This window comes from Streptomyces lichenis, from assembly GCF_023218175.1.
Lineage (GTDB): Bacteria > Actinomycetota > Actinomycetes > Streptomycetales > Streptomycetaceae > Streptomyces > Streptomyces lichenis.
On sequence record NZ_JALPTH010000008.1, the window covers coordinates 198,714 to 217,200 of the forward strand.

General features: G+C 73.3%; 20 protein-coding genes. 9 read left to right on the top strand and 11 right to left on the bottom strand.

Annotated elements, in window-relative coordinates; genetic code table 11:
• Positions 1–8 precede the first annotated feature (8 nt).
• The 6 genes from M1O15_RS11380 to M1O15_RS11405 all read right to left on the bottom strand — a co-directional run bounded on the left by M1O15_RS11380 (position 9) and on the right by M1O15_RS11405 (position 3,336).
• Entirely contained in the window at positions 9–371 is a 363-nt protein-coding gene (locus tag M1O15_RS11380) for a nucleoside triphosphate pyrophosphohydrolase family protein (protein WP_248633443.1), read from the bottom strand.
• Positions 371–1,207, bottom strand: coding sequence for a hypothetical protein (locus M1O15_RS11385; RefSeq protein ID WP_248633444.1), 837 nt, complete (start codon positions 1,205–1,207; stop codon positions 371–373). Before M1O15_RS11385 ends, M1O15_RS11380 begins: the two co-directional genes overlap by 1 nt.
• Before the next feature lie 54 nt (positions 1,208–1,261).
• Positions 1,262–1,513 (bottom strand): hypothetical protein, encoded by a 252-nt coding sequence (locus M1O15_RS11390; protein ID WP_248633446.1) that lies wholly within the window; start codon positions 1,511–1,513, stop codon positions 1,262–1,264.
• Positions 1,510–1,794 (bottom strand): hypothetical protein, encoded by a 285-nt coding sequence (locus tag M1O15_RS11395; protein ID WP_248633448.1) that lies wholly within the window; start codon positions 1,792–1,794, stop codon positions 1,510–1,512. The genes M1O15_RS11390 and M1O15_RS11395 overlap by 4 nt, the downstream gene beginning before the upstream one ends.
• 511 nt (positions 1,795–2,305) lie before the next feature.
• A complete protein-coding gene (locus tag M1O15_RS11400) occupies positions 2,306–2,890 on the bottom strand; it encodes a hypothetical protein (RefSeq protein WP_248633450.1) in 585 nt (194 codons plus the stop codon).
• The gene (locus tag M1O15_RS11405; RefSeq protein ID WP_248633452.1) at positions 2,887–3,336 is read right to left on the bottom strand and encodes an ATP-binding protein; all 450 of its coding nucleotides are present in this window, start codon (positions 3,334–3,336) and stop codon (positions 2,887–2,889) included. The genes M1O15_RS11400 and M1O15_RS11405 overlap by 4 nt, the downstream gene beginning before the upstream one ends.
• Positions 3,337–3,775: 439 nt before the next feature.
• Between M1O15_RS11405 and M1O15_RS11410 the strand changes: the two genes are divergently transcribed.
• Positions 3,776–5,083, top strand: coding sequence for a helix-turn-helix domain-containing protein (locus M1O15_RS11410; RefSeq protein WP_248633453.1), 1,308 nt, complete (start codon positions 3,776–3,778; stop codon positions 5,081–5,083).
• On the opposite strand, the gene cutA is transcribed toward M1O15_RS11410, so the two are convergent.
• The 4 genes from cutA to mshA form a co-directional block, all read right to left on the bottom strand.
• Positions 5,080–5,406 carry a divalent-cation tolerance protein CutA gene (gene cutA, locus M1O15_RS11415; RefSeq protein ID WP_248633455.1) on the bottom strand — a complete coding sequence of 109 codons (327 nt, stop codon included), beginning with the start codon at positions 5,404–5,406 and terminating at the stop codon, positions 5,080–5,082. The genes M1O15_RS11410 and cutA overlap by 4 nt on opposite strands.
• A gap of 643 nt (positions 5,407–6,049) precedes the next feature.
• Positions 6,050–7,774, bottom strand: coding sequence for a methionine--tRNA ligase (gene metG / locus M1O15_RS11420; RefSeq protein ID WP_248633457.1), 1,725 nt, complete (start codon positions 7,772–7,774; stop codon positions 6,050–6,052).
• A 165-nt stretch (positions 7,775–7,939) separates the two neighbouring features.
• Entirely contained in the window at positions 7,940–8,434 is a 495-nt protein-coding gene (locus tag M1O15_RS11425; protein WP_248633459.1) for a type III secretion system chaperone family protein, read from the bottom strand.
• Positions 8,427–9,788, bottom strand: coding sequence for a D-inositol-3-phosphate glycosyltransferase (mshA, locus tag M1O15_RS11430; RefSeq protein ID WP_248633461.1), 1,362 nt, complete (start codon positions 9,786–9,788; stop codon positions 8,427–8,429). The genes M1O15_RS11425 and mshA overlap by 8 nt, the downstream gene beginning before the upstream one ends.
• A 182-nt stretch (positions 9,789–9,970) precedes the next feature.
• Here mshA and M1O15_RS11435 point away from each other — a divergent pair, with 182 nt between their 5' ends.
• On the top strand, positions 9,971–10,765 hold the full coding sequence (locus M1O15_RS11435; protein WP_248633463.1) for a class I SAM-dependent methyltransferase: 795 nt from the start codon (positions 9,971–9,973) through the stop codon (positions 10,763–10,765).
• On the opposite strand, the gene M1O15_RS11440 is transcribed toward M1O15_RS11435, so the two are convergent.
• Positions 10,725–11,201, bottom strand: coding sequence for an ATP-binding protein (locus tag M1O15_RS11440; protein WP_248633465.1), 477 nt, complete (start codon positions 11,199–11,201; stop codon positions 10,725–10,727). The two genes, M1O15_RS11435 and M1O15_RS11440, sit on opposite strands and share 41 nt — an antisense overlap.
• A 231-nt stretch (positions 11,202–11,432) precedes the next feature.
• Here M1O15_RS11440 and M1O15_RS11445 point away from each other — a divergent pair, with 231 nt between their 5' ends.
• The 7 genes from M1O15_RS11445 to M1O15_RS11475 form a co-directional block, all read left to right on the top strand.
• The gene (locus tag M1O15_RS11445) at positions 11,433–12,293 is read left to right on the top strand and encodes an STAS domain-containing protein (RefSeq protein WP_248633467.1); all 861 of its coding nucleotides are present in this window, start codon (positions 11,433–11,435) and stop codon (positions 12,291–12,293) included.
• Positions 12,290–12,706 carry an STAS domain-containing protein gene (locus M1O15_RS11450; RefSeq protein ID WP_248633469.1) on the top strand — a complete coding sequence of 139 codons (417 nt, stop codon included), beginning with the start codon at positions 12,290–12,292 and terminating at the stop codon, positions 12,704–12,706. Before M1O15_RS11445 ends, M1O15_RS11450 begins: the two co-directional genes overlap by 4 nt.
• Positions 12,706–13,134 carry an anti-sigma regulatory factor gene (locus M1O15_RS11455; protein WP_248633471.1) on the top strand — a complete coding sequence of 143 codons (429 nt, stop codon included), beginning with the start codon at positions 12,706–12,708 and terminating at the stop codon, positions 13,132–13,134. The genes M1O15_RS11450 and M1O15_RS11455 overlap by 1 nt, the downstream gene beginning before the upstream one ends.
• Positions 13,135–13,142: 8 nt before the next feature.
• Positions 13,143–14,360, top strand: coding sequence for an ATP-binding protein (locus M1O15_RS11460; protein ID WP_248633473.1), 1,218 nt, complete (start codon positions 13,143–13,145; stop codon positions 14,358–14,360).
• A 62-nt stretch (positions 14,361–14,422) separates the two neighbouring features.
• Positions 14,423–16,222 (top strand): ATP-binding response regulator, encoded by a 1,800-nt coding sequence (locus M1O15_RS11465; protein WP_372499459.1) that lies wholly within the window; start codon positions 14,423–14,425, stop codon positions 16,220–16,222.
• Positions 16,219–17,913 (top strand): SpoIIE family protein phosphatase, encoded by a 1,695-nt coding sequence (locus tag M1O15_RS11470; RefSeq protein WP_248633475.1) that lies wholly within the window; start codon positions 16,219–16,221, stop codon positions 17,911–17,913. The genes M1O15_RS11465 and M1O15_RS11470 overlap by 4 nt, the downstream gene beginning before the upstream one ends.
• A 74-nt stretch (positions 17,914–17,987) precedes the next feature.
• A partial coding sequence (locus M1O15_RS11475; RefSeq protein WP_248633477.1) for a DUF7144 family membrane protein occupies positions 17,988–18,487 on the top strand: 500 nt, incomplete at its 3' end.

Sequence of the window (18,487 nt, forward strand, 5' to 3'; positions counted from 1 at the left end):
GCCCGGTTCTACGGCTCTGGCGTCGGCTCCGGCCGGTGCGGCTGCGCGGGGTCGGCCGGGTGGCGGAGGTGGGTGTCCAGCAGGCCGATGGGGTCGCCGCTGATGGTGTCCAAGGCGATCAGCGCGGTGGTGATCACCCGGCACAGCTCGGTGCGCACGTCCGACCAGGAGTGGGTGTCCCGGCCTCGCCGGGAGGACGCCCCGGCCGCCGCGCGCGCCGCCTCCGCCGCCTGCTGCGAGTCCTGGCCGATCGCGAGGGTGCGCAGCAGCCGCCGCTCCGGCTCCGTCTGGTTCCGGTCGCGCCCGTCCAGTTCCTCTCGGAGCTCGGTGATCCGCGCTGCGACCCGCTCCCAGGGACATACGTCGTCCATCACGCCTCCCCGGTGATTCGCAACTGGTCGGATGCGGACCGGCGCAGGGCCTCGGCCAGGCCGGTGGCCACCTCGTGGCTCAGGTCTCCCAGTTCGATGGTGGGCAGGTGGCCGCACATCTCGCAGTTGGGATGGAGCTGCGCGTCCATGAAGCCGCCATCGGTCACCTCCTTCACGGTGGCGACCAAGCGGTCCATGACGGCGTCGGCTTCGGGCCAGTCGGGAACTTCGGCAAGATCGCCCGGCAGGGGGTCGGCGCCGAGCAGGGTGGCCAGGCGTGCCGCCGTGGCGACGGAGACGTGGCCCAGCCGGATGCGCAGACCGTTCACGTCCGGGACTGGGAAGTCGTCCAGTTCGGCCGCCCGCACGGCCTTCTCCAGGGCCTTGGCCGCGTGGTCGTAGGGGCGGATGTCGGCCCGAAGGGCGGAGACCAGGCGGGTAATGCCGCCGTGGTCGAGGTGCTCGAGGTGCATGACCGGCCGCTGTGTCCGGCCGCTGATCTCCACCCCGCTCAACCCGCCGACGCCCATCTCGGCCAGCACCCCGTGCAGCGCCTTGCGGGCAGCGACGGCCCTGTCCAACGACGGGTAGACCACGGCCGCCGGATCCGCCGTACGCGAGCGGTCGGCGGGCCGGTCGCGCTGTCCGGCGGCCAGCACGTCGGCCATCCTGGCGGCGTCGGGGCCGCCCAGATACCGGATGGAGGTGACGTGGGCCCCCTCGGTGCGCTCGTCCTCGTCCAGGGAGGGGCTCGGGCACCCGATTCCGGCGGCCGACAGCGCGCGGCGCAGTGCCGACACGCTCGTGACCAGGTCGTCGTGGAGGCGATAGGGCATGGAGGAACTCCGCGGTGAGCAGTGGTGGTCGGACCGGGCGCGGTTGGTGTTCGTCTACGGCTCATTGGCAGGAGGCTCGGCGGGGGCTACTCGGTCGACGTGCAGGCGCAAGCGGAGCGCGCGGTGCAGGCGCCGGTGCCGCACGTGGTGGCTCCATAGGTCTTCGATCCGCCGGGGGATCCACAGCAGGCGGTCGCGCAGAGGACGCCGGGGTCCGTTCATGATCAGCGCGATGTTGCGCTCCCGGTTCCTTGCCGCCTGCTCCTCCGGCGTGAGCGGCGCGGCGGTGTGCCGGCGGAAGGTCACTGGGACCTCCTCGGCGGGGACCAGTGGTCGGGGCCGGGGAAAGCGGCGGCGAACGCCTCCCGCCCCATAACGAGCACGATCAGCCACTGGCACAGCCCGGCCGGTACCAGCAGGGCGGGCAGCCCAGTGAGCGGCGGGCCGGTCAGGACGCGGTCGCAGGGCGCGAGCGCGCTGTCGATGTAGGCCCGTAGCTCTCCCGCGCCGATCGCCTCGTACGCCCTGCGAACAACGCCGACCAGCAACTGGAGGTGCCGCCGGGTGGACTCCGACAGCTCCGCCACGAGATCCGGTGGCAGAACCCGGCCTGGGTCTTGGACGAGGCTGTCGGCGAGGGTGGAGACGGCGTAACGTCATGCAGACCTCCGTGGTGATGGGGGGACGGGCGGGGCCGAGGGCATCGGATCCGGTGGTGGAGGTCGCATCCCGAGGACGTGGGCGCGCATCAGGTCGGTGAGTCGGCGGATACACAGCTCGCAGGCGTAGAACCCGACGTGGCCGAGGTCGACGTTCTGGACGTCTCCCGTCCGCATCACCGGCGACGCCTCGTCCTCGCACCGCCAGCAGCGGCCGCTCACCCACTTCGGTTCGACCGGCCGTACCGCCGGGTCGGAGGCTTTGGGCGCCGCCCGGCTGCCGACGTCCTGGTTCCGGCTCGCCGCGGAGAAGATCGGAGGCTGGACCACGGTGGCCGACGTGCGGCCGGGCGGCCTCACCGGTACATCACGCCGTAGACGAGGGCGCCGAGGAGCGCGGCCACCGTCAGGACGCACAGCACCTGCTCGGTGCCCTCGCTCATCGCGTTCCCCCTCGGACGAGGCGGAGGTGCCGGCCGGGGCCGCCGCGGCACTGGTCGGCCCAGCACGACCGACAGGTGTAGGAGGAGGCCCCGGGCCCGGACAGGCTCTCCCGCCAGGTCGAGTCGGCCGAGTGCCGGGTCGGCGTCCGGCAGGACGCGCACACCACGAGGGGCCCGAGCGCGCCGAGGTCGGCCAACGGTCCGGCGACGGCCTCGATCCCGGCCCGCAGCAGGGCGGGGTCGGCGTACCGGGAGCAGCTGTTGGGGTGCCGGGCCCAGCGGGTCCCGGGGTGGTAGCCGCCCGGGCCCGGCACGAGGAAGCCGTCGCCGATCCGGTGGCGCACGACCCCGCCTCCGCTCGCGTCCGGCCAGTGCTCGGCGCCGCCGGGCGGCAGGGGCCAGATCAGCCGGAGGACGGCGGGGTCTTCGAGGACCGGGCCGGCATGGTCGGCGAGGACGTCCACGACGAGGGAGCCCCACATGCCGGGCAGCGAGACGGCGCTCCAGCGCTCATCGACTTCCACCCAGGCCACCTGGCCGGCGGGCGGCAGGTACGGCAGCGATGCGGTGGCCGCCCTCATGACACCCTCATTTCCAGGTCGGCCCGCACCCGCTTGCCCCACGGCAGCAGGTCGACCCCCCATTGGTCCGACAGGGCCTCGACCAGCAGCAGACCGCGCCCTCGCTCGGCATCCGGGCCGGCTGCCCGCAGCGGCGGTAGCCGATGTGCGGCGCCGTCCACCACGCTGATGCGGATGCGGGTCGTCCTGATGCGGATCACGGCGACGCGGATCGTGGCGCCGTCGGGGGCGTGGTCGACGGCGTTCGCCACGAGCTCGGTCACGACCAGCGCCGCGTCGTCGACCAGCTCGGTCAAGCCCCAGCGATCCAGGGCCGCGCGCACCAGCTCCCGCGCGACAGCGGCGGACTCCCGCTCGCGCGGCAGCATCTCCCAGTACCCCGGCTTGACCGTCACCGCCCGGGCCAATAGCCGGGGCCGACGCCGGCCTTGCTGACGCTCAGCCATCGCTCTCGGCCCCCTCCCGCGCCGCCTTGCGGCCGTAGACCGCCAAGCCCGCCACACCGGGACGCCGAGGAAGGCGCCGTCGAGGATGCAGGGGGCATCCGCCAGGGTGAGGTCGGCTCGTGGCACAGGCAGAATGAGCCACGGTTCGGCAGCCGGTTCCTGGTCCCGGCGGGACTGCGCCAGCCCGCCCGGCCTGGTCACCACCGGAGCGGGCAGCGCTCTACGAACTTCACCGCCCTCACCAGGCATGTGGAAACGCTCGCGCACGGCGACTCCCTACCAGTCGTCCACGCCCCGAGGAGCCGCACTGCGGCCCCGGGGTCCATGCGCTCAGGGTGGAGTTCCGGCAACTACCCCGCGTCCTCATGCCGGGTATCCCCATCATGGGTAGGCACGCCGACAATCAGGCGTGCAGCCTTACCAGGGCAGGAAGGGACCGATGAGCTATCAGCCTCCAACCGCGCTCCCGCGTGACCTCCTGGACGACGCAGCCCTGCAGCACGCGCTTACCGCGCATGACTTCGGCACCGTGTTCCGCCTGGCGCGCGAGCGGGCCGGAATCAGTTACTCCCGGATCGCCACCGAGTGCGATATCAAGCCCGAACGGGTCGGCACGCTGGCACGCGGCCGGGGCCGCATCAGCAGCTTCGGCAAGATCGTGCAGATCGCGGACGCCTTACGACTCCCCGGCCACATGGCCGGTCTCGCTCCCCGACCGTGGGAGGCCGACGGCGCTCCTGCCCTGCAGGACTGGACAGGACACGACATGCACCGCCGCACCGTGCTCCAAGTGGCCACCGCTACCGGCCTGGCCGCCGCGCTCCCCGCTCTTCACCATGCAACCCCCCCGGCTCGCATCACCACTTCCTTCGTGAACCGGCTCAGGGAGCGAACAGCCCGCCTCCGGCGTCTGGATGACATCCTCGGCGGCGGTGACACCTACCGGGTCTACCTCGCAGAAGTACAGCGGACAAAGGGCATTCTGCATCGCGGCAGCTTCACCGGCGACGACGTCCGGCGCCAGCTCACCGCGCTCCTGGCCGAGCAAGCCCAGCAGGCCGGGTGGTCTGCCTTCGACAGTGGCCGTGGGAAAGAGGCGGCGGACCTCTACCGAGAGAGCCGCGCCTATGCCCAAGAGTCCGGGGACGCCGACCTCTACGGGAACTCCCTCGCGTTCCTGGCGTACGGCGCCCTCGCCCATGACCGACGGACCGCGGTCACCTTCGCGCAGGACTCCTGCGCCACCATCACCTCCCGCACCCCGGCGACCGTCCGAGCCCTCCTCTACGAGCGGCTCGCATGGGCTTGCGCTGTAGACGGCCAGGCGGACGGGGCGGAAAGCGCCCTCGACTCCGCTCGGGACGCAGTGGAGCGCACGCAGGATGGGGAGCCGCAACCGGACTGGTCGGTGTGGGTGGATCGGACCGAACTGGGCATCATGACGGGCCGCTGCTGGACGGAGCTCGCCCGCCCGCTCCGCGCCGTCCCCGCGCTCACGGACGCACTAGACCGCTACCCGGACGAGTACGCCCGCGACAAGGCGCTCTATCTCTCCTGGCTCGCGGAGGCGTACCTGGGTGCCGGGGAAGCAGAACAGGCCGCCGTGACCATTGGACGCGCGCTCGACCTCGCCGTAGGCGTCTCATCCATCCGCCCTATGCAGCGCATCACGCCCCTTCTGCATGGCCTACGCCCTCACAAAGGGCTCCCCCAGGTACGAGCGGTACTCGATCGCGTGGCGTCCTAGCCCCTCTGCGGGCTCACGGATTCCCGAATCCACTCCAGGGCGCTCGGAGAGCCGGCCACGATCGGAACGGCGATCACCTCCGGCGTCTCCCATGGGTGCTCCTTCCGGAGATACGTCTCCAGCTCCGGGTACCGATCCCGCGTCGTAGTGAGAAGCACCTTGTACTCCTGCCCGGTGCCGTACTCCCCGAGGTGCCAGAACACGGACGTCACCTGGTCGATCTGGGCGCCAGCGGCGAGACGCCTCCGGACTGCCCCTCCGGCGAGCTCGACGGCCTGCTCCTCAGTCTCCGTGGCGGTCGATACCTGCACGTAGTCGCTCATGGCCGGGAGGATAGCTCCGGAACCAGGAGACACCCAGGCCGGCTGAGCACCCTGCTACGGAAAGGCGCCCACTCCCCGGAGCCGTGGGGGCGGGTGCGCTCGCTCCGTGTCCGACGGGTTCGACCCACCGGGTGGGTCTGGGCGGATGGCCCGCCGTGGTGGTGGCCGTCCGCTGGTGCGCGGGGCCGCCGCGCCACTCGACCCATCGCGGGTCATCCAGCACCACGGTCGCCACCAGGACCCCAGTCCGCTCGATCACCGTAGGCGATTCCCAGGACCTCCCTGCGACCCCCGCGGCACGCGATCATCCCGCGCCCGCCGGTAGCCGAGGGGCGATGCACCCCACCCTGCGCCCAGCACCGCCAGGCGGCTACCCGGGCCGGCCCGGGGCGGCACCTCGCGCGGTTACCGCTTCGTCATCGAGGTGGTAGGGCGCGATGGGGAGACCCGCAGGATCGACCCGGTGGATGTGGTGCAGGGGGAACTCCGGAGCCCGTCCGTCGAGATCGTCCGGATGCTTGCCTCGGCGGAGATGACCCTGCGGCTGTCCGCGGATGTCCACGGTGAGAGGTGGGACGACGCGGCCGCAGGGCCGGCACGGGAAGTAGGTGGGGCGGCCCTGCGGGTGAGGAGGGGCGGCGGGTCAGGACTCCGGGGAGCCGCCGAAGCGGGTGCGGTAGGAGTCGAGGTCCTCTTCGGTGATCTTGGCGAAGAGGACGGGGGGGACGGTGAAGGGGGTGCCGGGGGGGACGGAGGAGAGGGCGCGGGCCTGTTCGGGGGTGGCCCAGGTGGCGGTGTCGGACTCCAGGGCGAAGGCGCCGCGCATGGCGGCGGCCGTGGCCGGGATGAAGGGCTCGGAGACGACCGCGTAGAGGTGGATCAGGTTCATCGCGGTGCGCAGGGTGAGGGCGGCCGCGTCGGGGTCGGACTTGATCTCCAGCCAGGGCGCCTTCTCCTCCAGGTAGGAGTTGCCGGCGGACCAGAGGGCGCGCAGGGCGGCGGCGGCCTTGCGGAACTGGAGGGCGTCCATGTGCTCCTCGTACTCGGCGAGGAGGCGGGCGATCTCGGCGCCGAGGTTGGCTTCCGGGTCGCCGGCGGCGTGGCCGGCGGGGACCTCGTCACCGAAGCGCTTGCGGGAGAAGGACAGGACGCGGTTGACGAAGTTGCCCAGGGTGTCCGCCAGGTCCTTGTTGACCGTGGCGGTGAAGTGCTCCCAGGTGAAGGAGGAGTCGTCGGACTCGGGGGCGTTGGCGATCAGGAAGTAGCGCCAGTAGTCCGCGGGGAGAGTGGCGAGGGCGGCGTCGGTGAAGACGCCGCGCTTCTGCGAGGTGGAGAACTTGCCGCCGTAGTACGTCAGCCAGTTGAAGCCCTTGACGACGTCGACCTTCTTCCACGGCTCCCTGACCCCCAGCTCGGTGGCGGGGAACATCACGGTGTGGAAGGGGACGTTGTCCTTGGCCATGAACTGGGTGTAGCGGACGGTGTCGTCGGCCTCGTACCACCAGGACTTCCAGTCCCGGGTCTCGCCGGCGGGCGCGGCGTCGGCCCACTCCTTGGTGGCGCCGATGTACTCGATCGGGGCGTCGAACCAGACGTAGAAGACCTTGCCCTCGGCGGCCAGTTCGGGCCAGGTGTCCGCCGGGACGGGCACGCCCCAGTCCAGGTCGCGGGTGATGGCGCGGTCGTTGAGCCCCTCGGTCAGCCACTTGCGGGCGATGGAGGAGGAGAGCGCCGGCCACTGGTCGCCGACGGTGGCGATCCAGGCCTCGACCTCGTGCTGCAGCGTGGACTGGAGGAGGAAGAGGTGCTTGGTCTCGCGGACTTCGAGGTCGGTGGAGCCGCTGATGGCGGAGCGGGGGTCGATCAGGTCGGTGGGGTCCAGGACGCGGGTGCAGTTCTCGCACTGGTCGCCGCGGGCCTTGTCGTAGCCGCAGTGCGGGCAGGTGCCCTCCACGTAGCGGTCGGGGAGGAAGCGGCCGTCGACGGGCGAGTACACCTGGCGGATGGCGCGCTCTTCGATGAAGCCGTTCTCGTGCAGCCGGCGCGCGAAGTGCTGGGTGATCTCGACGTTCTGCTGCGAGGAGCTGCGGCCGAAGTAGTCGAAGGCCAGCTCGAAGCCGTCGTACACGGCCTTCTGGGCGTCGTGCGCCTGGGCGCAGAACTCGGCGACGGAAAGCCCGGCCTCCTTGGCGGCCAGCTCGGCGGGGGTGCCGTGCTCGTCGGTGGCGCAGATGTAGAGGACGTCGTGACCACGGCGGCGGAGGTACCGGGAGTACACGTCCGCCGGAAGCATCGACCCGACCATGTTGCCCAGGTGCTTGATCCCGTTGATGTAGGGAAGCGCGCTGGTTACCAGGTGTCGAGCCATCCTTGGATGCTCCATTTCATGGATGAGGGGATGAGGGGGCGAGTGGGCCCCGGGGCCGTCGCGTGCGCGTCACGGCGGGTGACGGGGCGGTGCGGGCGGCGACCGCCATCGTAGCGAACGGGGCCCGTCCCGATCCCCCGGGTTTCCCCGCGGGCGGAGGGGCGGTCAGCCGGTGGAGGGCTTGGTGAGGTGGCTGAAGGCGTCGAGGTTGCGGGTGGACTCGCCGCGGGCGGTCCGCCACTCGTACTCCTTGCGGATCGCGCTCGCGAAGCCCAGTTCGAGGAGGGTGTTGAAGGCCCCGTCGGCCGCTTCCAGGACGGAGCCGAGCAGGCGGTCGATCTCCTCGGGGGTGAGGGAGGAGAGGGGGAGCTTGGCGGTGAGGTAGATGTCGCCGAGGGTGTCGATCGCGTAGGAGACGCCGTAGAGCTTGAGGTTGCGCTCCAGCAGCCAGCGGTGGACGCCTGCCTCGTTCTCGTCGGGGTGCCGGATGACGAAGGCGTTGAGGGAGAGGGAGTGGTTGCCCACCCGGAGGGAGAGGGTGGTGGAGAGCTTGGCGGTGCCGGGGAGGGTGACCACGTAGTCGCCGGGGCGCGGGGACTCCCAGGTCAGCTCGGCATCGGTGAGGGCCGACTCGATGACGGTCGCGTAAGAGTCAGACATGGCGCGAGCGTACGTGACGGCGGTGTTCGTGCAGGGCGGCGGTGTAGACCTCGGCGGTGGCGGCCGCGGCGGTGTCCCAGCCGAAGGAGCGGGCGTGCCGGGCCGCCGCCCGGCCGAGGCGGGCCGAGAGGGAGGGGTCGGTGGTGAAGGGGCGCAGGGCCTCGGCGTAGGCGGCGGGGTCGTGGCCGGGGACGAGGAAGCCGGTCTCGCCGTGCCGTACGGCGACGGGCAGCCCGCCCACCGCGGCGGCGACCACCGGGGTGCCGGCCGCCTGGGCCTCGATGGCGACCAGGCCGAAGGACTCGCTGTAGGACGGCATGACGAGGACGGAGGCCGCGCGGAACCAGTCGGCGAGGCGATCCTGGTCCACGGGCGGGTGGAAGCGGACGACGTCGGCGATGCCGAGCCGGGCGGCGAGCTTCTGGAGCTTCTCGGGCTTGGCCAGGCCGCTGCCGCTGGGCCCGCCGACCACCGGGACCAGCATCCGGCCGCGGAGGGTCGGATCGTGGTCGAGGAGGAGCGCGGCGGCGCGGAGGAGTATGTCGGGGGCCTTGAGGGGCTGTATCCGGCCGGCGAAGACGGGGATGAAGGCGTCGGGGGGCAGCCCGAGGCGGGCGCGGGCGGCGGCGCGGCCGTCGGCGGGGCGGAAGCGGTCGAGGTTGACCCCGGGGTGGACGACGGCGGTCTTGTGCGGCTCGGCCTGGTAGAAGCGGACCAGCTCGTCGGCCTCTTCGGCGGTGTTCGCGATCAGGCGGTCGGCGGCGCGCACGATCTGGGTCTCGCCGATCACCCGGGCCGCCGGCTCCGGCGCGTCCCCCTCCGCCAGTGCGGCGTTCTTCACCTTGGCCATGGTGTGCATGGCGTGCACCAGCGGCACCCCCCACCGCTCGGCGGCCAGCCAGCCGACGTGCCCGGAGAGCCAGTAGTGGGAGTGGACCAGGTCGTAGTGGCCGGGCCGGTGCCCCGCCCAGGCCCGCATCACCCCGTGGGTGAAGGCGCACAGCTGGGCCGGCAGCTCCTCCTTGGCCAGCCCCTCGTACGGACCGGCGTCCACATGCCGTACCAGGACCCCGGGCGCGAGTTCGACGGCCGGGGGCAGGGCGCCGGTGGTGGCCCGGGTGAAGATCTCCACCTCGATGCCGATGGCGGCCAGCCGGCGGGCCAGCTCCACGATGTAGACGTTCATCCCGCCGGCGTCCCCGGTGCCCGGCTGGTGCAGCGGGGAGGTGTGGACGCTGAGCATGGCGACCCGGCGCGGGGTGCGCGCCCGGCCGGAGAGGCCGGCCAGGCTCGGCAGCCGGAGCCGGTGGGGGGACGACAGGGAGCCGGCGATCCGGGACGCGTACTGGCTCACGGGGGCGCGGGTCCTTCCGCTGCGGGGAGAGGGGAGACTTCAGGGGCGGGCGGCACACGGGCGGTGTCATCACGGTCAACAGCGGGCGGTCCTCCCCGCATTTCCGCTTTGCCAATTCGTTGCATGGGGCATGGGGCATGGGCGTGAGACATGGGCCGGGCCGTGGCCCGTACCCTCGTGCCATGGCCCCGCGCACCACCCGCCCGGTCGGCACCGCCACCCGCGGGACCACCCATCCCCACCGCCTGCGCCGTATGGACCGCTGGATCGCCGCCGTGCACGGCCCGGTGCTGCGGCGGGCGGAGAGGCCGCCGGTCGCGGTGGACCTCGGTTACGGGGCCGCGCCCTGGACCGCCGTCGAGCTGCTGGCGCGGTTGCGCACGGCGGACCCGCGGGTCCGGGTGGTCGGGGTGGAGATCGACCCGGAGCGGGTGGCCGCAGCCGGGCCGTACGAGCGGGAGGGGCTGCGGTTCGCGCACGGCGGCTTCGAGGTGCCGGTGGACGGCCGGCCGTCGCTGATCCGGGCGGCGAACGTGCTCCGGCAGTACGAGGAGGACGAGGTCGCCGCGGTGTGGGCGCGGCTGTGCGGGCGGCTGGCGCCGGACGGGCTGCTGGTGGAGGGGACCTGCGACGAGGTGGGGCGCCGCCATGTGTGGGTGGCGCTGGGGCCTGAGGGGCCGCGGACGGTGACCTTCGCGACCCGGCTCGGCTCGCTGGAGCGCCCCTCCGACCTGGCCGAGCGGCTGCCGAAGGCGCTGATCCACCGGAACGTGCCGGGTGAGCCGGTGCACGCCTTCCTGCGCGACTTCGACCGGGCGTGGGCGGCGGCGGCGCCGTACGCCTCGCTGGGGGCCCGGCAGCGGTGGATCGCGGCCGCCGGGGCGCTGGCCGGTGACTGGCCGCTGGTGGACGGCCGCCGCCGGCGCCAGGGGGAGGTCACGGTGCGGTGGGAGGCGCTGGCGCCGGCGGCCCCGTAGACCCACCCGTGGCCAGCGGGAGGTGGACGTGGACCACCTTGCCGTCGGCCGTGGCGGTGGTGGCGGTGTGCGCGGCCAGTCGGCGGACCATGGCCCAGCCGTAGCCGCCGACGGCTCCGGGCGGGCGCGGCCCGGACGGTGAGGCGGGCAGGGCGCGGGAGCGGTCGGCGACCGAGACCACCAGGACCGGCCGCGGGCCGTCCCGGGTGACCGCGGCCTCGAAGCCGGTGATGCCGCCGCCGTGCCGGAGGGCGTTGGTCGCCACCTCGGAGGTGACCAGCAGGGCGTCCGCCACCGCGAACGGGTCGGCGTCCCCGGCCTGCTCGGCCAGCAGCGCCGCCACCAGGTCGCGGGCCTCGTCCGTCCGCTGCGGCACCCCGGCCGCCACCGCCGGCTCCCGGAGCCCGGGCCCCCGCTCCTCCCGTGTCTCGATCACGGTCTCCCCCGTTCCGCCACCGTTCCCCCGTCCTTCGTCCTCCGGCGCGACATCATGGCAGCTCGCCCCCGTCCTGCCCCAGGGGGCTCCGGACCGCGGCCGCGGACGGGGAAGGGGCCGCGACCACGGCGGACAAGCCGGCGGACGGGCCGGTGAGCGGGTGGTTCCGCGGCCCGGGGGCGGGAGGGGACGGTGCCGTAGCATCGGCCGTCGATACCGAGGAGCGTGAACGTGACCCACGACGGTGGAGCTCAGCGACTGGTCGATCTGCTGACCGCGCAGAGTGACGAATTCATTTCCCAATGGGTACGGTCCGTGGGCGAATCGCTCAGGGGGCGCATCAGCCTGACCGAGCTGGGCCAGGAGCTGAACGAGCTCTACGCGGCGATCCTCAGCGGTCTGCAGCACGGCGGCCTGGCGTCCCGCGGCGAGGCCTTCGCCGAGGTGCGCAGCCTGCTGATGGAGCTGTCCCGCAACCGCGCCCGCCAGGGGTTCACGCCGACCGAGACCGCGATCAGCGTCTTCGCGCTGAAGGACGTGCTGGAGCGCTCGCTCAGCGGGGGCGGCGAGGAGGACGTGCGCGCCTACCTCCAGTTCGCCCGGCTGCTGGACGACCTGGGCCTGTTCACCGTGGAGTCCTACGCCCGGACCCGGGAGGAGATCATCTCCTCGCAGGCCGACCAGCTCCTGGAGCTGTCCACGCCGGTGGTCAAGCTGTGGGACGGGGTCGTCGCGGTGCCGCTGGTCGGCACGCTGGACTCGGCCCGTACCCAGGTGGTGATGGAGCGGCTGCTCCAGGCGCTGATCGACTATGACTCGACCCAGGCGATCATCGACATCACCGGGGTGCCCGCGGTGGACACCCAGGTCGCGCAGCACCTGCTGAAGACCGTGGTGGCGGCCCGGATGATGGGCGCCGAGTGCGTCATCTCCGGTATCCGCCCGCAGATCGCGCAGACCATCGTGGCGCTGGGCATCGAGTTCGGCGACATCCCGACCAAGGGCACCCTCGCGGACGCCCTGCGGCACGCGCTGTCCGCGATCGAGCGGGACAGGAAGCTCGCCGAGGAGTACGGGGGTGGCCTGCTGTGACCGAGCGCGTGCCGATCCTGCGGATCGGCGACGTCCTGCTGGTGTCCATCCAGGTGGACCTGGAGGACCGGGTGGTCATGGACCTCCAGGAGGACCTGTCCAACAGGATCGTGGAGACCGGTGCCCGCGGGGTGGTGATCGACATCTCCGCGCTGGAGATCGTGGACTCCTTCGTCGGGCGGATGCTGGCGACCGTCGCCGCGATGTCCCGGGTGCTCGACGCGGAGACCGTGGTCGTGGGCATGCGCCCCGCGGTGGCCATCACCCTGGTCGAGCTGGGCCTGTCGCTGGGCGGGGTCCGCACCGCGCTCAACCTGGAGTCCGGTCTCGCCGTGCTGCGCCGGGCCCGGGCCGCCGGCCTCGGGTACGTTCCGGGGCGTCCCACTTCCGGCTTCCGCCCGGACCGTACGTGATGAGCGGCCATCCGCCCGGCGGCACCGCGCAGCGGCGGGACGAGGTGGTCCTGGACAGCAGCGCGGGGGTGGTCAAGGCACGCCAGCTGGTGCGCACCCTGGCCCAGGAGGCCAGGCTCTCGCTCGTCGACCAGACCAAACTGGTGACGGCGGCCAGCGAGCTGGCCCGCAACACCCTGGTCTACGGCGGCGGTGGCCGGATGCAGGCCGAGACGCTGACGGTCAACGGCCGCTCCGGCGTACGGCTGGCGTTCACCGACACCGGCCCCGGCATCCCGGACGTGGAGCTGGCGCTCACCGACGGCTGGACCTCCGGCGGCGGTATGGGCCTCGGTCTGAGCGGCGCCCGGCGCCTGGTCGACGAGTTCGAACTGGAGACCGAGGTCGGCAAGGGCACCCAGGTCACGATCGTGAAGTGGGTCCGTTGAGCTCCCCGGTGAACTCCCCCATCCTGACCGAGGCCGAGCACATCACCTGGCTCCGGGTGGATGTCGGGCTGGCGATGTCCGCCCGGCGGGAGGCGTCCCGGCTGGCCAAGCGCGTCGGGCTGCCGCCCGACCGGGTCTCGGCGGTGGAGCTGGCCGCGACCGAGGCGGCGACCAACCTCCAGAAGCACGCGGTGGACGGGGCGCTGGCGCTGCGGGTGACCCGGTCCGGGCCGCGCGCCGGGGTGGAGTTCGTCGCCACCGACACCGGTCCGGGTATCACCCACCTGGCGAGCGCGCTCGCCGACGGCACCTCCTCCACCGGCACCCTGGGGGTGGGCCTGGGCGCCATCGCCCGGCTGGCGGACGTGTTCGACATCCACACCCTGCCGGGGCGCGGCACGACGGTGCTGGCCCAGTTCTGGGCGGGCGAGGAGGCCCGCCGCGCGGAGCCCGCCGGGATCGACGCGGGCGGGCTGACCCGGCCGATCGGCGGGGAGGAGCTGTGCGGGGACACCTGGGCGCTCCGCTCGGCGAACGCCTCCGCGGGCAGGGGCGCGGGGGGCGGCCCGGGATCCGTATCGGCGAACGGCCCGGGACTCGTACCGGCGCAGGGTCCGGGGGGCGGCTCGGGACCTGTATCGGCGAACGGCCCGGGATCCGTATCGGAGACGGGTCCGGGGGGCGGCTCCGCGCAGGACGTGTCCGCCCCGGGGCCGGACGCCGGGCCGGTGCTGGCGATGATGTGCGACGGGCTGGGCCACGGGCCGCAGGCGGCCCGGGCCGGCGACGTGGCCCGGGAGGCCTTCCGGGACAGCGCCCACACCCGGCCGCACCGGGTGCTGGAGGACCTGCACCGGGCGCTGCGCGGCACCCGCGGCGCGGCGGTGGCCGTGGCCCGGGTGGACTTCGCCGCGGGCACCGTCGAGTTCTCCGGGGTCGGCAACGTCAGCGCCTTCCTGGTACGGGACGAGCGGCGCTCCTCGCTGCTCTCCGTCCCGGGGATCGTCGGCCACCACATGCCGCACACCCGGTCGTTCGGCGCCGAGGCGGGTCCGGGCAGCGTGCTGGTGATGCACACCGACGGGCTCAGCGACCGCTGGTCGCCGCAGACCTTCCCGGGGCTGTTCGCCCGGCGCTCCACCGTGATCAGCGCGCAGATCCTGCGCGAGGCGGGCGGCCGCCGGGACGACATCGGCATCCTGGCCGTCAAGGCGCCCCGGCCGTGAGCGGCCCCCCGGCCGACGACCGCCATGTCCGCGCGGAAGCGGACCGCGCGCAAGCGGCCCGCGTGCTCGCGCGGGTGGAACTGGCCGGTCATCCCGATCTCTTCCGGCTGCGCCGCCACGGCCAGGCGCTGTGCCGCGCGCTGGGCCTGGCGGAGCCCGAGCGGGTCCGTCTGATCACCCTGGTCAGCGAGGCCGGGTCGAGTCTGCTGGGCGCCGCCGGGCTGTCCGCCGAGTTCGCCTTCCGGCTGTCCGCGCCCGGGCCGGACCGGCTGGAGGTGCGCTTCGGGTGGGCGGAGGAACGGGAGCCGTCGGCCGAGATCATGGCGGCCTCGCGCCGGTTGCTTGACCTGTGCGCGCACGACAGGCACCGTCTGGTGCTCGGGCAGAACCTGCCCGGCCCCCGTAGCGCCGAGGACCTCTCGGCGCGGGTCCAGGAGGAACTGGCAGCATTGCGCGGGACCGACATGAGCGAGGAACTCCGCAACCAGAACCGCGAACTGCTGGCCGCCTTGGAGGAGGCGCGGGCCCAGCAGGAGGAACTGCAGCGCCTGAACCAGGAGCTGGAGGAGACCAACACCGGGGTGATGGCCCTCTACAAGGAGCTCTCCAACGAGCTGGAGGAGACCAACCGGGGCGTCGTCGCCCTCTACGCCGACCTGGAGGACCGCAGCCGCCAGCTCCGCCTGGCCAGCGCCGCCAAGACCCGGTTCTGGGCCAATGTCAGCCATGAGCTGCGCTCCCCGGTCAACGCGGTGATCGCGCTGGCCCAGCTGCTGCTGGCAGCGGACGCCGATCCGCTCACCGGTGAGCAGCACCGCCAGGTGTCGCTGATCGCCTCCTCCGGCAACACCCTGCTCGCCCTGGTCGAGGAGCTGCTGGACACCGCCAAGGCCGAGTCCGGCCGGCTGGAGCCGCAGCTGGTGGAGACGGATCTGCGGACCGTGCTCTACCAGCTGCGCGGCACCCTCTCCACCGCCGCCGGGGAGGGGGTGGAGCTCGACATCGAGGACGTGCCGTTCCCGGGCCGGTTCACCACCGACGAGGTGATGCTCACCCGCATCCTGCGCAACGTGCTCTCCAACGGGCTGAAGTTCACCGCCGCCGGCTCGGTGCGGCTCACCATCCGGGGCGAGGAGCGCGCGGACGGCCTGTGGGCGGTGTTCACCGTGACGGACACCGGTGTGGGCATCCCCGAGGACCAGCTCGACCGGGTCTTCGAGGAGTTCTACCAGGTACGCGGCGCCCACCAGCGCGGCCGCTCCGGCACCGGACTGGGACTGCCGTACGCCCGCCGGCTCAGCGAACTGCTCGGCGGCCGGCTGACCCTCACCAGCCGGGTCGGCAGCGGTACGCGGGTGGTCATCGAACTGCCCGCCGACCCCCCGGCCCAGGGGCGGCCCGGCACCCTCGGCGAGGGCCCGCTGCTGCGCAGTGTGGTGATCATCGACGACGACCCCGACTTCGTACGGACCCTGGGGCCCGTCCTCGACAAGCTGGCCGAGCACACCACCGAGGTCACCGACAGCAGCCAGGCGCTGCGCATGATCCGCACCACCATGCCGGACGCGGTGCTGGTGGACCTCGCCATGCCGGCACCCGACGGCTACCAGGTGCTCCAGCAGATCGCCGCCGTACCGGCGCTGTCCCAGGTGCCGGTGCTGGTCCTCACCTCGACCGACCAGGACACCCTGGACCGCTCGCGGCTCACCCGCGCCCGGGCCGTGCTCAGCAAGACCCATCTCACCCCCGAACGCCTCGCCGCGGCCCTGGACGTGGTCCGGCCCGACCGCGAGCCCCGGCCGTCCCCCGGCGCGGACACCGGCGCGGACACCGGCACCGAGACCGATACGGGGATCGCGTGACCCTCCAGCGGCAGAACGACGAACGGCCGGCCCTGGTGCTGGTGGTGGACGACAACCCGACCAACCGCTATGTGCTGGGCACCACGCTGCGCCGCGCCGGGCACCAGGTCGTCGAGGCCGCGGACGGCACGGAGGGGCTGGCGCTGCTGGAGCGGGCCGGGCCGCGCCCCGAGGCCGCCATCATCGACGTGCGCCTCCCGGACATGACCGGCTTCGACGTCTGCGAGCGGATCAAGGCCGACGCCCGCACCGCGTACCTGCCGGTCATCCATATCTCGGCCTCCGCGATCACCGTCTCCGACCGCACCCAGGGCCTCAACCGCGGCGCCGACGCCTACCTCACCGAGCCGATCGCCCCGGACGAGCTGCTCGCCACGCTCACCGCCACCCTGCGCTACACCCGGGCCCGGCGGCGGGCCGAGGACCTGGCGGGCCGGCTGGCCCGGCTGAACCAGATCACCCTGCGGCTGTACGGGGCGATCACCACCGGCGAACTGGCGCGCACCGCCGCCGAGGGCGCCGCCGCGGTGCTGGACGCCCCGGCCGACGCCCTGCTCACCGCTCCGGACGGGGAGGTGACCCATCTGGCCGGCCCGGGTGCCGAACTCCCGGCCGAGGCGCTGCCGTCGGCGCCGGGGGCCCGTCCGTACTGGGAGGGGCACAGCCTGGGCGAGCGGGTGGGCGCCGCGGTGGACACGGTGGCCCGGGCCGACTGGCCGCTGCCCATCGGGCCCGCCGGCGCCGGCAAGGACACCGACGACGGCGACGGCGGTGACGGCGGTGACGGCGGTGACGGTGACGGCGGGCCTTCCGGCGCTGACACCGGTGACGGTGACGGCGCGCTGGCCGTCGCCCTGGCGCGTACCAAGCCCGGCCGGCCGCCCGCCGCCGTGGTGGTGCCGGCCGCCGCCGTGACCACCCCGCACGACCGGGACCTGCTCACCCAGCTCGCCCACACCACGGCGCTCGCCCTGGACGCCCTGCGCTCCTACAACGAGGAGCACGCCCTGGCGCTGACCCTCCAGCGCAGCTTCCTGCCCGAGGCGCTGCCCGCGAGCGGCCGGGCCGACCTGGCCGTGCGGTACGCGCCGGCCAGCGAGCACGCGGAGATCGGCGGCGACTTCTACGAGGCGGTGGACACGCCGACCGGCCTGGTCATCGCGGTCGGGGACGTCGCCGGGCACTCGCTGGAGGCGGCCATGCTGATGGGGCAGGTGCGGCACGCGCTGCGCGCCTACGCCCTGGACGGGCACGCGCCGCACGAGATCCACCGCCGCCTCGAACGGCTCCTCGGCACCCATGAGCGGGTGGTCGCGGTGACCCTGTGCATCATCCACGTACCGCATGACGGGAACGTGCTGCGGATATCGAACGCCGGGCACATCCCGCCGCTGCTGCGCGGTCCGGACGGCCGGATCCGCATGGTCACCGAGCACGGCCCGCTGCTGGGGCTGAGCCTGCCGCACGCTCCGCCCACCGAGGTCACCGCCCCGCCCGGCACCGAGATCCTGCTGGTCACCGACGGGCTGATCGAGCGGCGGGGCATCGACATCGACACCAGCCTCGGGCTGCTCCAGAAGGCGCTGGCCGAGGCGCCGGAGGACCCGGATCGGCTCTGCGACCACCTGCTGGAGCGCTTCCCGCCGGACGGCCAGGACGACGTGGCCCTGCTGGTCGCCCGGCTGCGCTGAGCGCGCCGGGGACGCTTCACCCGAACGGCCCCGTCCCGTCGCCGCCCCGGCCGGGCGGGGCCACTCTCGTAAGCATGAGCAACGCACCCCAGGACCCCGCCGGGTCCGCCCCGCACGCCTACGCCCATCACACCGCCTCCGGGGCCGCCCCGGGCGCCCGGAGCACCCAGGGCCGCTCCCCCGGCACCGGCTGGGCCGCCGGCGGGGCGATGTTCGCCGGTGTGCTGATGATGGTGCTCGGCATCATCGACATGCTCCAGGGCATCGTCGGCATCGCCCGCAACGACGTGTACGCGGAGATCGGCGACTACGTCTTCGAGTTCGACGCCCGCACCTGGGGCTGGATCCACCTGGTGATCGGCCTGATCGTGGCGCTGATCGGCGCGGGCATCCTGTCCGGTGCCACCTGGGCCAGGGCCGGGGGCGTGGCACTGGCGGCGCTGGCGCTGATCGCCAACTTCCTCTGGCTGCCGTACCAGCCGGTCTGGGCGGTCATCTCCATCGCGATCGCCGTCTTCGTCATCTGGGCCCTGTGCGCCGACGACACCCCGCGCGGCGGCGGCACGGCGACCGC